Annotated in this window: 15 protein-coding genes; 13 read left to right on the top strand and 2 right to left on the bottom strand. The window is 41.3% G+C overall.

Features of this window, described 5'->3' with window-relative positions; translation table 11 throughout:
• Nucleotides 1-4 precede the first annotated feature (4 nt).
• The 11 genes from M1F37_RS05085 to yidD all read left to right on the top strand — a co-directional run bounded on the left by M1F37_RS05085 (nucleotide 5) and on the right by yidD (nucleotide 7,186).
• On the top strand, nucleotides 5-766 hold the full coding sequence (locus M1F37_RS05085; protein WP_247934982.1) for a carboxymuconolactone decarboxylase family protein: 762 nt from the start codon (nucleotides 5-7) through the stop codon (nucleotides 764-766).
• A gap of 257 nt (nucleotides 767-1,023) precedes the next feature.
• Nucleotides 1,024-1,269, top strand: coding sequence for a YneF family protein (locus tag M1F37_RS05080; protein WP_024053837.1), 246 nt, complete (start codon nucleotides 1,024-1,026; stop codon nucleotides 1,267-1,269).
• Between the two features lie 207 nt (nucleotides 1,270-1,476).
• On the top strand, nucleotides 1,477-2,271 hold the full coding sequence (racE, locus tag M1F37_RS05075) for a glutamate racemase (RefSeq protein ID WP_033687328.1): 795 nt from the start codon (nucleotides 1,477-1,479) through the stop codon (nucleotides 2,269-2,271).
• Nucleotides 2,229-3,239: a nucleoside-triphosphate diphosphatase gene (locus tag M1F37_RS05070; RefSeq protein ID WP_419991949.1), complete on the top strand. Its 1,011-nt coding sequence runs from the start codon at nucleotides 2,229-2,231 to the stop codon at nucleotides 3,237-3,239. Before racE ends, M1F37_RS05070 begins: the two co-directional genes overlap by 43 nt.
• Nucleotides 3,215-3,736, top strand: a complete 522-nt coding sequence (locus tag M1F37_RS05065) for a metallophosphoesterase (protein WP_247934980.1) — start codon at nucleotides 3,215-3,217, stop codon at nucleotides 3,734-3,736. Before M1F37_RS05070 ends, M1F37_RS05065 begins: the two co-directional genes overlap by 25 nt.
• Nucleotides 3,733-4,194 (top strand): cyclic-di-AMP-binding protein CbpB, encoded by a 462-nt coding sequence (gene cbpB / locus M1F37_RS05060; protein ID WP_247934979.1) that lies wholly within the window; start codon nucleotides 3,733-3,735, stop codon nucleotides 4,192-4,194. Before M1F37_RS05065 ends, cbpB begins: the two co-directional genes overlap by 4 nt.
• The gene (gene xerD / locus M1F37_RS05055; protein WP_247934978.1) at nucleotides 4,191-4,925 is read left to right on the top strand and encodes a site-specific tyrosine recombinase XerD; all 735 of its coding nucleotides are present in this window, start codon (nucleotides 4,191-4,193) and stop codon (nucleotides 4,923-4,925) included. Before cbpB ends, xerD begins: the two co-directional genes overlap by 4 nt.
• Entirely contained in the window at nucleotides 4,925-5,659 is a 735-nt protein-coding gene (locus M1F37_RS05050; protein ID WP_247934977.1) for a segregation/condensation protein A, read from the top strand. The genes xerD and M1F37_RS05050 overlap by 1 nt, the downstream gene beginning before the upstream one ends.
• A gap of 12 nt (nucleotides 5,660-5,671) precedes the next feature.
• Nucleotides 5,672-6,241 carry an SMC-Scp complex subunit ScpB gene (scpB, locus tag M1F37_RS05045; protein WP_247934976.1) on the top strand — a complete coding sequence of 190 codons (570 nt, stop codon included), beginning with the start codon at nucleotides 5,672-5,674 and terminating at the stop codon, nucleotides 6,239-6,241.
• On the top strand, nucleotides 6,228-6,950 hold the full coding sequence (locus M1F37_RS05040; RefSeq protein WP_247934975.1) for a pseudouridine synthase: 723 nt from the start codon (nucleotides 6,228-6,230) through the stop codon (nucleotides 6,948-6,950). The genes scpB and M1F37_RS05040 overlap by 14 nt, the downstream gene beginning before the upstream one ends.
• A complete protein-coding gene (yidD, locus tag M1F37_RS05035) occupies nucleotides 6,950-7,186 on the top strand; it encodes a membrane protein insertion efficiency factor YidD (protein WP_247934974.1) in 237 nt (78 codons plus the stop codon). Before M1F37_RS05040 ends, yidD begins: the two co-directional genes overlap by 1 nt.
• A 97-nt stretch (nucleotides 7,187-7,283) precedes the next feature.
• On the opposite strand, the gene galE is transcribed toward yidD, so the two are convergent.
• Nucleotides 7,284-8,282, bottom strand: a complete 999-nt coding sequence (gene galE, locus M1F37_RS05030) for a UDP-glucose 4-epimerase GalE (RefSeq protein WP_247934973.1) — start codon at nucleotides 8,280-8,282, stop codon at nucleotides 7,284-7,286.
• A gap of 295 nt (nucleotides 8,283-8,577) precedes the next feature.
• On the opposite strand from galE, the gene pepA reads away from it, so the two are divergent.
• Together pepA and M1F37_RS05020 are read left to right on the top strand one after the other, a co-directional pair.
• On the top strand, nucleotides 8,578-9,642 hold the full coding sequence (pepA, locus tag M1F37_RS05025; RefSeq protein WP_247934972.1) for a glutamyl aminopeptidase: 1,065 nt from the start codon (nucleotides 8,578-8,580) through the stop codon (nucleotides 9,640-9,642).
• 20 nt (nucleotides 9,643-9,662) lie between these two features.
• Nucleotides 9,663-9,959, top strand: a complete 297-nt coding sequence (locus M1F37_RS05020) for a bacteriocin immunity protein (RefSeq protein WP_084954033.1) — start codon at nucleotides 9,663-9,665, stop codon at nucleotides 9,957-9,959.
• A 249-nt stretch (nucleotides 9,960-10,208) separates the two neighbouring features.
• On the opposite strand, the gene M1F37_RS05015 is transcribed toward M1F37_RS05020, so the two are convergent.
• The gene (locus M1F37_RS05015; RefSeq protein ID WP_247934971.1) at nucleotides 10,209-11,840 is read right to left on the bottom strand and encodes a Na/Pi cotransporter family protein; all 1,632 of its coding nucleotides are present in this window, start codon (nucleotides 11,838-11,840) and stop codon (nucleotides 10,209-10,211) included.
• Nucleotides 11,841-11,863 lie beyond the last annotated feature (23 nt).

The following is an 11,863-nucleotide window of genomic DNA, read 5'->3' as shown; positions in this document are numbered from 1 at the left end:
AATTATGTCAAAAATCAAACAAACAGCAGGGAGAGATGCCCTAGGTGATTTTGCACCAGAATTTGCCCATTTTAATGATGATATTCTCTTTGGAGAAAATTGGAATAACCAAGATATTGACCTGAAAACAAGATGTATTATCACGGTTGTAGCACTGATGTCGTCTGGTATCACAGATCAATCCTTGTCTTACCATCTTGCAAATGCCAAGAAGCATGGAGTGAGCAAAAAAGAAATTGCTGCCATCATTACTCATGTGGCTTTTTATGCAGGCTGGCCAAAAGCATGGGCCGTTTTCAATCTAGCTAAAACAATCTGGACGGAGGATGTCCCGTCAGACGCTAGTGCAAAAGAAGCTTATCAAGCTTCAATATTTTTTCCAATTGGACAAGACAATAGTGCTTATGAACAATACTTTGTGGGTCAATCCTATCTAGCTCCAATCTCGGATGGAGCTTTCCCAATCTTTAATGTTACTTTCGAACCAGGCTGTCGCAATCATTGGCATAACCATAGAGCTACTAAAGGTGGGGGACAAGTCCTCATCTGTGTGGGTGGTCAAGGATATTACCAAGAATGGGGAAAAGATGCTGTGAAACTCCAACCTGGCGACACCGTTACCATCCCAGCTAATACAAAGCACTGGCATGGTGCTAGCAAGGATTCTTGGTTCTCTCATTTAGCTTTTGAAATTCCTGGTGAAAATACTAGTACGGAATGGAACGAACCTGTGTCTGAAGAAGACTATTTGAAAGCACAAGAGTAATACGTTTTATAGCCTCACTCATCCTGACTTCAAACAAAAATCTAGAAAGAGTGTATAATAAAAGTGATAAACCAATATAAAAGGAGAGATCCTATGAAGAAAACAGTTTAAATTAAACTCAGTAAGGAGCCCTCTTTTGCAGAAAAGCAGGGTTCTTTTTGCTGTCTATTCCATCCTTGAAAGCGTAAATCAAACTAGTCAGGCGGGGGACTTTATGGTATAATATAGAAGACTCAAAAAGAAACAGGAGAAATATTATGGACCTTATTTTACCAATTGTCTTGATTGTTTTAGCTTTTCTTGGTGGAGCTCTTGGAGGAATGTACTTGGTGCGCAAGCAAATTGAAAAAGAATTTGCTGATAACCCACGTTTGAATGCAGAAGCAGTTCGTACTCTGTTGAGTGCAAATGGTCAAAAACCAAGCGAAGCTAAGGTGCAACAAGTGTACCACCAAATCATTCGCCAACAAAAAGCAGCCCTTGCTAACAATAAAAAGAAATAAATAGGAAAAGTCTGGGATGAAAATTCCAGACTTCTCACTATGTTCAACTGATATTTAAGGATAAGACTTTTTCCTTGCATTCTATTGATATTTGATTATGATTAAGAGGGAGATAGTCTGGAGTTTACCAGTCTGTCAGAAATTTCAGCGAGAAATATAATGATAATGAACTATCAATCAGAAAAATAAGACTAGAAAGAAGACTGTATGGATAATCGACCAATTGGTTTTTTGGATTCGGGCGTTGGAGGCTTGACCGTTGTACGTGAGCTCATGCGCCAGCTTCCTCATGAAGAAATCGTCTATATTGGAGATTCGGCACGGGCACCTTACGGGCCTCGTCCTGCTGAGCAAATTCGTGAATATACTTGGCAGTTGGTCAACTTTCTCTTGACCAAGGATGTCAAAATGATTGTTATTGCTTGTAATACTGCGACTGCGGTCGTCTGGGAAGAAATCAAGTCTCAACTAGACATTCCTGTCTTGGGTGTAATTTTGCCAGGAGCTTCGGCAGCCATCAAGTCCAGCCAAGGTGGGAAAATCGGAGTCATTGGAACGCCTATGACGGTACAATCAGATATCTACCGCCAGAAAATCCATGATCTGGATCCGGACTTACAGGTAGAGAGTTTGGCCTGTCCCAAGTTTGCCCCCTTGGTGGAGTCTGGGGCCCTGTCAACCAGTGTCACCAAGAAAGTGGTCTATGAAACTCTGCGTCCCTTGGTTGGAAAGGTGGATAGCTTGATTTTGGGGTGTACCCATTATCCGCTTCTCAGACCTATTATTCAAAATGTCATGGGGCCCAAGGTTCAACTCATCGATAGTGGTGCGGAATGTGTGCGAGATATTTCCGTCTTACTCAATTATTTTGAAATCAATCGTGGTCGCGATGCTGGACCACTCCATCACCGTTTTTACACAACAGCCAGCAGCCAAAGTTTTGCACAAATTGGTGAAGAATGGCTGGAAAAAGAGATTCATGTGGAGCATGTAGAATTATGACAAATAACATTTATGAATATAAGGATGACCAGGACTGGTATGTCGGGTCCTATGGTATTTTTGGTGGCGTCCGGACGTTGACTGATGATGACTTGGATTTTCCTCTATTAGAGTTTGCCCAAAGATTTCGAGATGAGGATCGAGGTTTTCCTATTTCTGTTACTGTTTTACGCTATGGTTCTCTATACCGTTTATTGTCCTTTGTGGTAGATATCCTTAACCAAGAAATGGGACGTAACTTGGAAGTTATTCAACGTCAGGGAGCTTTGCTTTTGGTTGAAAATGGGCAACTCTTGCATGTAGAATTACCTAAAGAAGGTGTAGATGTAGAAGCCTTCTTTGAAACTAGCAAAGTCAGAGAAACCTTGTTGATAGCGACTCGTAATGAAGGGAAGACCAAGGAATTTCGTGCTATCTTTGACAAACTTGGATATGATGTGGAGAATCTCAATGATTACCCAGATCTGCCTGAAGTTGCTGAAACTGGTATGACCTTTGAAGAAAATGCTCGCCTTAAGGCTGAAACCATCTCCAAATTGACAGGCAAGATGGTTCTAGCAGATGATTCTGGTCTTAAAGTCGATGTCCTCGGTGGATTGCCAGGCGTTTGGTCAGCTCGATTTGCAGGAGTGGGAGCCACTGACCAAGAAAACAATGCTAAACTCTTGCACGAATTAGCCATGGTCTTTGAACTCAAGGACCGCTCGGCTCAATTCCATACAACCCTAGTCGTAGCCAGTCCAAACAAGGAAAGCTTGGTTGTTGAAGCAGACTGGCCAGGTTACATTAACTTTGAACCTAAGGGTGAAAATGGCTTTGGCTATGACCCTCTCTTCCTTGTAGGAGAGACAGGCAAGTCCTCAGCTGAATTAACCCTTGAAGAAAAAAATAGTCAATCTCACCGTGCCTTAGCCGTTAAGAAACTTTTGGAGGTATTTCCATCATGGCAAAGCAAACCATCATTGTAATGAGCGATTCTCATGGCGATAGCTTGATTGTGGAAGAAATCCGTGATCGCTATGTGGGCAAAGTTGATGCCGTTTTTCATAATGGCGATTCTGAACTGCGTCCTGATTCTCCCCTTTGGGAGGGCATCCGCGTTGTTAAAGGGAACATGGACTTCTATGCCGGCTATCCAGAACGTTTGGTGACTGAGCTTGGTTCGACCAAGATTATCCAAACCCATGGTCACTTGTTTGACATCAATTTCAACTTTCAAAAGTTGGACTACTGGGCTCAGGAGGAAGAGGCCGCTATCTGCCTTTATGGTCACTTACATGTGCCAAGCGCTTGGATGGAAGGCAAGACCCTCTTTCTAAATCCAGGTTCTATCAGTCAACCACGTGGGTCTATCAGAGAATGTCTCTATGCTCGTGTGGAGATTGATGACAGTTATTTCAAAGTGGACTTTTTGACACGTGATCATGAGGTTTATCTTGGCTTATCCAAGGAGTTTGCTCGATGATTGCCAAAGAATTTGAACTCTTTTTGCTGGAGCAAGAGGAAACCTTTTTGACTCCTGCTGAAAATTTGGCTGTGCTCATTGATACTCACAATGCAGATCATGCAATCCTCTTACTTAGTCAGATGACCTATAGTAGGGTTCCAGTAGTAACAGATAAGAGAAAATTTGTCGGAACAATTGGCCTAAGAGATATTTTAGCCTACCAAATGGAGAATGGCTTGAGTCAAGAGGCCATGGCGGATACAGACATTGTTCATATGACTAAAAAGAATGTTGCAGTTGTGGAGCCAGATTATCATCTAACGGATGTATTGCACAAGCTAGTGGATGAGTCCTTCCTCCCTGTCGTAGATAAGGATGGTGTCTTCCAGGGAATTATCACACGTAAGTCTATACTAAAGGCTGTTAATGCCCTCTTACATGACTTTAGTAAGGAATATGAGATTCAAAGCAAATGAGAGAATGGATTTTAACATTTTTAGAAGAAAAGCAAAATCTATCTAGTAATTCTAAACAGTCTTATAAATATGACTTGGAGCAGTTTTTAGATCTTATTGGAGAACGAATTTCTGAGACAAGTTTAAAAATCTACCAAGCTCAACTGTCAAATTTTAAAATTAGTGCCCAAAAGCGTAAACTTTCTGCTTGTAATCAATTTCTCTTCTTTTTGTACCAAAAAGGAAAGATTGGTACCTTTTATCGTTTGGAATTACCGAAACAGGCTGAGAAAAAACAAGTCAAGTCAGAGCTTTTAGACTTGAGTTCTTTCTGGCAAGAAAGTACCTATCCAGAAGGGCGTTTAATAGCCTTATTGATAGTTGAATTGGGCCTCTTACCTAGTGAAATTCTAGCCATAAAAATAAGTGATGTGAATCTAGATTTCCAAGTATTGAGAATTAATAAAGCCTCTCAACAAAGAATCTTGAGTCTTCCCACAAAATTACTTGCAGAGTTAGCCCCCTTGATGGGGCAGACCTACCTCTTTGAAAAAACCGGTAAGCCATATTCTCGTCAATGGGCCTTTCGTCAGTTAGAAGCTTTTCTAAAGGAAAAAGGTTTTGCAGATTTATCGGCTCAAGGATTGAGAGAACAGTTTATACTGAGACAAATTGAAGAAAAGGTTGACTTGTATGAAATCGCCAAAAAATTGGGATTAAAAACAGTCATGACCTTAGAAAAATATAGATAATGGATATTAAATTAAAAGATTTTGAAGGGCCTTTGGACTTGCTCTTACACTTGGTTTCAAAGTATCAGATGGATATCTATGATGTACCGATTACAGAAGTTATTGAGCAGTATCTAGCCTACATATCAACCTTACAAGCCATGCGTTTAGAAGTGGCAGGTGAATATATGGTGATGGCTAGCCAACTGATGCTGATCAAAAGTCGTAAGCTCTTGCCAAAGGTTGCGGCAGTGTCAGATTTAGAGGATGACCTAGAGCAGGATCTCCTTTCTCAGATTGAAGAATACCGCAAGTTTAAACTTTTGGGAGAGCAGTTGGAAGTGAAGCACCAAGAACGAGCTCAATATTACTCAAAAGCACCGACAGAGTTGATTTATGAGGATGCTGAACTTGTGCATGATAAGACCACGATCGATCTTTTCTTAGCCTTTTCAACCTTACTGACCAAGAAAAAGGAAGAATTCTCGAAAAACCATACAACTATTTTACGGGATGAGTATAAGATTGAGGATATGATGGTCATCGTTCGGGAATCCTTGGTAGAAGGGCAACAACTATGCCTGCAGGATTTGTTTAAAGAAACCAAGGATTTACAAGAGGTCATTACACTTTTTTTAGCAACCTTGGAGTTGATTAAAACCCAAGAAATTCTCTTGATTCAAAAAGAGAGTTTTGGAGATATTTATCTCATAAAAAAGAATGAGGAAAATCAAGTAGAACAAAGTCAGGCTTGATAGAGAGGAAGTATGAGTACTTTAGCAAAAATAGAAGCGCTCCTGTTTGTAGCGGGTGAAGATGGGATTAGAGTCCGCCAGTTAGCTGAACTCCTCTCTTTGCCACCGACAGGCATCCAACAGAGTTTAGAAAAATTAGTCCAGAAGTATAATAACGACCCAGATTCCAGTTTGGTCCTGATTGAGACAGGAGGTGCCTACAGATTGGTAACCAAGCCTCAATTTGCTGATATTTTAAAAGAATATTCTAAGGCGCCAATCAACCAGAGTCTATCTCGGGCTGCGCTTGAAACCTTGTCCATCATTGCTTATAAGCAACCTATCACACGTATAGAAATCGACGCTATTCGTGGGGTTAATTCGAGTGGAGCTTTGGCAAAGTTACAGGCCTTTGACTTGATACGAGAAGATGGGAAGAAAGAAGTTCTTGGACGACCTAATCTCTATGTAACGACGGATTATTTTCTAGATTACATGGGTATTAACCATTTGGAAGAATTGCCTGTGATTGATGAGCTTGAAATTCAAGCACAAGAAAGCCAATTATTTGGTGAAAGGATAGAAGAAGATGAGAATCAATAAATATATTGCCCACGCAGGTGTGGCCAGTAGGAGAAAAGCAGAAGAGTTGATCAAGCAGGGCTTGGTGACTGTCAACGGTCAAGTAGTGCATGAACTTGCGACAACTATCAAGTCTGGTGATAAGGTCGAAGTTGAAGGCCAACCCATCTATAACGAAGAAAAAGTCTACTATCTGCTCAACAAACCACGTGGTGTGATTTCAAGCGTGACAGATGACAAGGGTCGCAAGACGGTTGTCGATCTTTTGCCTAATGTGAAAGAGCGTATCTATCCTGTAGGACGTTTGGACTGGGATACATCAGGTGTCTTGATTTTGACCAATGATGGTGACTTTACCGATGAGATGATTCACCCTCGTAATGAAATCGACAAGGTCTATGTGGCGCGTGTAAAAGGGATTGCTAACAAAGAAAACCTCCGTCCCTTGACTTGTGGTCTTGAGATTGATGGCAAGAAGACGAAGCCAGCCGTCTACGAAATTCTCAAAGTAGATCCTGTTAAAAACCGCTCTGTAGTACAGCTGACTATTCATGAAGGACGTAACCATCAGGTTAAAAAGATGTTTGAAGCAGTTGGACTCCAAGTTGATAAGTTGTCTCGGACACATTTTGGACATCTAGATTTGACAGGCCTTCGTCCAGGGGAATCACGCCGTCTCAATAAAAAAGAAATCAGCCAACTACACACCATGGCTGTAACCAAGAAATAATGAAAAGAATTTTAATTGCATCTGTGCGCTTTTACCAACGTTTTATCTCACCAGCCTTTCCACCCTCTTGTCGATTTGAGCCTACCTGTTCAAACTATATGATTCAGGCTATTGAAAAACATGGCTTCAAAGGTGTCTTGATGGGCTTGGCTAGGATATTACGTTGCCATCCCTGGTCGAAAACAGGTAAGGACCCCGTCTCAGACCACTTTACTTTGAAAAGAAATTCAAAGTAAGATTGTATTCTAATGTATAAAACACAGATAGATGATACTTGGTATTTACTAAGTGTCATCTATCTGTGTTTTTATTTATGATTGATGTTTCTGTTATTTATTCCAAAATGTTTTTGCCTTCTTTAACACGCCAACGATAATCTGATAAAATAATATCTTCGAGGGAGTAGCTGGCCTGCCAGTCAAGATATTGTTTAGCTTTTGATGCGTCTGCTAGGACGCTAGCTGGGTCACCAGCACGACGAGCAACAATTTCGTGTGGGATTTTTTGATCCAGTAATTCTTCAGCAGTTTTAAAGATTTCTTTGACAGTATAGCCTTTTTCAGTTCCTAAGTTAAAGATTTGAGAAGAACTGTCTTCTTGAAATAGGTAGTTCAATCCTTTAACATGAGCCTGTGCAAGGTCCAAGACATGAATGTAATCTCGAATACATGAACCATCACGTGTATCGTAGTCATCTCCAAATATTTTTAGGCTATCATTTTGTCCCAATGCGGTCTTGTTGATATTTGGAATGATGTGAGTTGGATTTTTTACGCGCAGACCGTTTGAAGCATCCATTTCAGCCCCAGCTACATTAAAGTAACGGAAAATGACATATTTCCAGTCGTAGCGATTAGCCATCCAGTAAATCATTCGTTCACCCATCAGTTTTGTCTCTGCATAAGGGTTGACAGGGTCGAGCAGAGTATCTTCAGTGGCTGGCTTGTCAATACAGTTATTACCATAAAGAGAAGCAGTCGAAGAGAACATGATTTTTTGAATACCAACTTCAGATAAAACTTTGAGAACTTGATTCATACCAGCAACATTGGCAGTGAAGTATTTACTTGGATTTTCAATACTTTCGCTCACAACAATCTCACCTGCACAATGGAGAACAGCGTCAATCTTGTTTTCTTCCAAGTAGGTTTTTAAGGCACTAGCATCATAAACGTCCAGTTGTTTAAAGCTAGCACGACTATCTACAGCTGAACGATTTCCTGTAGAGAGGTTATCTAGAACATGAACCTGATAGCCAGCATTTAAAAGAGCTTTAACAGTATGGGAGCCAATGTAGCCAGCCCCACCTGTAACAAGAATTGTTTTGGTCATGATTTTTTCCTTTTCCTATTTTTGTACTATTTTAAAGAAATAAGAAGGCAGAGTCAACTATTTTCTGCGAATTTCGTGAAAAAAATGAACGAATATATTATTAAATTGTTTTTTTGTTTGGGAATGAATGATTTAGTTAATCTTGGAAAGTTTCTTAGATTTCACCCCACATGTAAGAGAATGCTATCTTTTTCTAAGATAGAGAAAGACGAAGATCCTAACTCAGAAATCCACCTTTCCGCTGTCCTTCTCCTATAAAAAGTGGTAAAATGGATGAAAGAAAGAAGGAACTGAAATGACAACATTATTTTCAAAAATCAAAGAAGTAACAGAACTTGCTGCAATCTCAGGTCATGAAGCACCTGTTCGTGCTTATCTTCGTGAAAAGTTGACACCGCATGTGGATGAAGTGGTGACAGATGGCTTGGGTGGTATTTTCGGAATTAAACATTCAGAAGCTGCAGATGCACCGCGCGTCTTGGTCGCTTCTCACATGGATGAAGTTGGTTTTATGGTCAGCGAAATCAAGCCAGATGGTACCTTCCGTGTTGTAGAAATCGGTGGCTGGAATCCTATGGTGGTCAGTAGCCAACGTTTCAAACTCTTAACACGTAATGGTCGTGAAATTCCTGTGATTTCAGGCTCTGTCCCTCCACATTTGACTCGTGGAAAGGGTGGACCAACCATGCCTGCTGTTGCGGATATTGTCTTTGATGGTGGGTTTGTGGACAAGGCTGAGGCAGAAAGTTTTGGCATCCGTCCTGGCGATACCATCGTACCTGATAGTAGCGCAATCCTTACAGCCAATGAAAAAAATATCATCTCAAAAGCTTGGGACAACCGCTACGGGGTTCTTATGGTTAGCGAGCTAGCTGAAGCTCTGTCAGGTCAAAAACTTGGCAATGAACTCTATCTTGGTTCTAACGTCCAAGAAGAAGTTGGTCTTCGTGGTGCTCATACTTCTACAACTAAGTTTGACCCAGAGGTCTTTCTGGCAGTTGACTGTTCACCAGCAGGTGACGTTTATGGTGGTCAAGGCAAGATTGGGGATGGAACTTTGATTCGCTTCTATGATCCAGGTCATTTGCTTCTCCCAGGGATGAAGGATTTTCTTTTGACAACGGCTGAGGAAGCTGGTATCAAGTACCAATACTACTGTGGTAAAGGCGGAACGGACGCTGGCGCAGCCCATCTGAAAAATGGAGGTGTTCCTTCTACAACTATCGGTGTCTGCGCTCGTTATATCCATTCTCACCAAACCCTCTACGCTATGGATGACTTCTTAGAAGCGCAAGCTTTCTTACAAGCCTTGGTGAAGAAATTGGATCGTTCAACGGTTGATTTGATTAAAAATTATTAAACATAAGGGAGGTGGTAGGGATGGTAGAACCAAACCTAGAAAGCCTTATAAAAGATCTTTATAATCATGCTCGACATGATTTGAGTGAAGATTTAGTTGCTGCTCTCCTAGAGACTGCTAAAAAACTGCCTACTACAAATGAGCAATTGCTGGCAGTTCGTCTCTCAGGCCTGGTCAATCGTGAATTGCTCCTAAACCCCAAACATCCGGCACCTGAGTTGCTCAACTTGGCTCGCTTTATCAAAAGAGAAGAAGCCAAGTACAGAGGAACTGCAGCTTCTGCGATTATGTATGGGGAGCTATTTAAAATGCTTTGATTCCATTGTGAATCAAAGCATTTTTCTATAGGGTAGAAAAGTAATTCTTGGTTTGGAGAAGAAAAAGCCATCCTGTTCATACTCTTAGAAAATCAAATTCAAACTACGTCAGCTTCGCCTTGCCGTATATATGGTTACTGACTTCGTCAGTTTCATCTACAACCTCAAAGCAGTGCTTTGAGCAACCTGCGGCTAGCTTCCTAGTTTGCTCTTTAATTTTCATTGAGTATCAGGATAGCTTCTTGTCTCTTAGATTTGTTCAGCGATGACCTTTTCAGCAAGGTTCATGGCATGGTCAGATACACGAGTATAGTGGGAAATAATGTCGATAAAGTTGACCCCAGCTTGTGTTGAACACTCACCCTTGTTAAGGCGTTTGATGTGGGTCTTTCTGAGAACACGTTCCATATTGTTGATTTCTTTATGGCGTTCAATCAGACTTTGAGCTTTTTCGATATCATTGTTTTCCACGCTATCAAGGGCATCCTTGATAAAGCCAGTAGTTTTTTGATAAATATCAGCCAATTCCTGCAAAGCAGCTTCAGAGAACTCAACATTTTTACGTTGAAGATAGTCAGTCAGGTTGATTAGGGCTTCTGCATGATCCCCGATCCGTTCCAAATCACGGGATGAATCAAGGATGTTGGTCAGCACTTCACTTTCTTTCTGGCTAAGGGCTTCACTTGAAAGAGTAATAAGGTAACGAGTCAATTTTTCATCGATGGTATTGATGGCTTCTTCTGTCTTGTGACCTTTTTCAGCAACCTTTTCATTGAGGTCAATGATGTAGTTGTATGAAAGGTCAAAGGCTTTAGAAGCATAATTTCCTAAGTGAAGGAGTTCTTTCTTCGCATTTCCGAGAGCGATTGATGGAGCTTGTTTAATTAAATGCTCATCAAGGTAAAGCGGCTCGTACTTGACAACTTCGTCTTCACCAGGGATGAGTTTGGTTACAAAGAAAGCCAAGGCTCCGATGAATGGAAATTGTACAATGGTGTTACTTACGTTAAAGGCACCGTGAGAGAAGGCAATAGTCATCTCAGGTGAGAGGTGAAGGAGTGCTTGGAAGTACTCAATCATAGCAGTGAAGGGGCCTAATAAGATTAAGCAAAGGATAGTTCCTAACACGTTAAAGGTGACGTGGGTTGCAGCAACGCGTTTCGCAGAGACATTGGCTCCAGCTGCCGCGATGATAACTGTTAGGGTTGTCCCGATATTATCCCCGAAGAGAACTGGTAGAGAACCTTGAAGGTCAAGAAATCCACCTGCATAGAGACCTTGCAAAATCCCGATTGTCGCAGAAGAGGCCTGGATGAGAACGGTGATCACTGCACCGGCAAAAACTCCTAAAATAGGATTTTGTCCCAAGGTTACCATATATTCCTTGAATTGTGGTAAATCTTTAAGAGGGCTCATGCCGGCACTGATGAGGTTGAGGGCGTAGAAGATTCCCCCGACACCAAACAGGATGCGCCCGATATTGTTTGCTGTTCTGTTTTTTGTGAAGAAGAGGAACATAGTTCCAAGGAAAATCAAGGGTAAAGCATACTCTCCTAGTTTGAAACCGATGATAAAGGAAGTAACAGTGGTTCCGATGTTGGCTCCCATGATAATTCCGATAGCCTGTCTAAGAGTGAGAAGACTAGCGCTGACCAGTCCGACCGTGATAACTGTAACCCCCGTACTTGACTGAATCAGGGCAGTCACGACGATTCCGACTAGAACGCCTAAAAAGGGATTGCTAGTGTACTTGTCAATGTAAAAACGAAGGCGATCTCCAGCAGCTTGTTGCAAACCGTCTCCCATGGTCTTGATACTATATAAGAATAGTCCCAGACCACCTAAAAAGTGAAATAAAATTTCCTGCCAATTAATGGACATTTCTTTTTCCTCCGAAAAATAAT

Source organism: Streptococcus mitis (genome assembly GCF_023109105.1).
GTDB classification, from domain to species: domain Bacteria; phylum Bacillota; class Bacilli; order Lactobacillales; family Streptococcaceae; genus Streptococcus; species Streptococcus mitis_BW.
The sequence above is the reverse complement of the archived record's forward strand: the minus strand, read 5'-3'. Positions and strand labels throughout refer to the sequence as shown.

Coding starts and splice junctions, on each gene's coding strand:
- M1F37_RS05085 (WP_247934982.1), top strand. CDS start 5: ATGTCAAAAATCAAACAAACAGCAGGGAGAGATGCCCTAGGTGATTTT.
- M1F37_RS05080 (WP_024053837.1), top strand. CDS start 1,024: ATGGACCTTATTTTACCAATTGTCTTGATTGTTTTAGCTTTTCTTGGT.
- racE (WP_033687328.1), top strand. CDS start 1,477: ATGGATAATCGACCAATTGGTTTTTTGGATTCGGGCGTTGGAGGCTTG.
- M1F37_RS05070 (WP_419991949.1), top strand. CDS start 2,229: ATGGCTGGAAAAAGAGATTCATGTGGAGCATGTAGAATTATGACAAAT.
- M1F37_RS05065 (WP_247934980.1), top strand. CDS start 3,215: ATGGCAAAGCAAACCATCATTGTAATGAGCGATTCTCATGGCGATAGC.
- cbpB (WP_247934979.1), top strand. CDS start 3,733: ATGATTGCCAAAGAATTTGAACTCTTTTTGCTGGAGCAAGAGGAAACC.
- xerD (WP_247934978.1), top strand. CDS start 4,191: ATGAGAGAATGGATTTTAACATTTTTAGAAGAAAAGCAAAATCTATCT.
- M1F37_RS05050 (WP_247934977.1), top strand. CDS start 4,925: ATGGATATTAAATTAAAAGATTTTGAAGGGCCTTTGGACTTGCTCTTA.
- scpB (WP_247934976.1), top strand. CDS start 5,672: ATGAGTACTTTAGCAAAAATAGAAGCGCTCCTGTTTGTAGCGGGTGAA.
- M1F37_RS05040 (WP_247934975.1), top strand. CDS start 6,228: ATGAGAATCAATAAATATATTGCCCACGCAGGTGTGGCCAGTAGGAGA.
- yidD (WP_247934974.1), top strand. CDS start 6,950: ATGAAAAGAATTTTAATTGCATCTGTGCGCTTTTACCAACGTTTTATC.
- galE (WP_247934973.1), bottom strand. CDS start 8,282: ATGACCAAAACAATTCTTGTTACAGGTGGGGCTGGCTACATTGGCTCC.
- pepA (WP_247934972.1), top strand. CDS start 8,578: ATGACAACATTATTTTCAAAAATCAAAGAAGTAACAGAACTTGCTGCA.
- M1F37_RS05020 (WP_084954033.1), top strand. CDS start 9,663: ATGGTAGAACCAAACCTAGAAAGCCTTATAAAAGATCTTTATAATCAT.
- M1F37_RS05015 (WP_247934971.1), bottom strand. CDS start 11,840: ATGTCCATTAATTGGCAGGAAATTTTATTTCACTTTTTAGGTGGTCTG.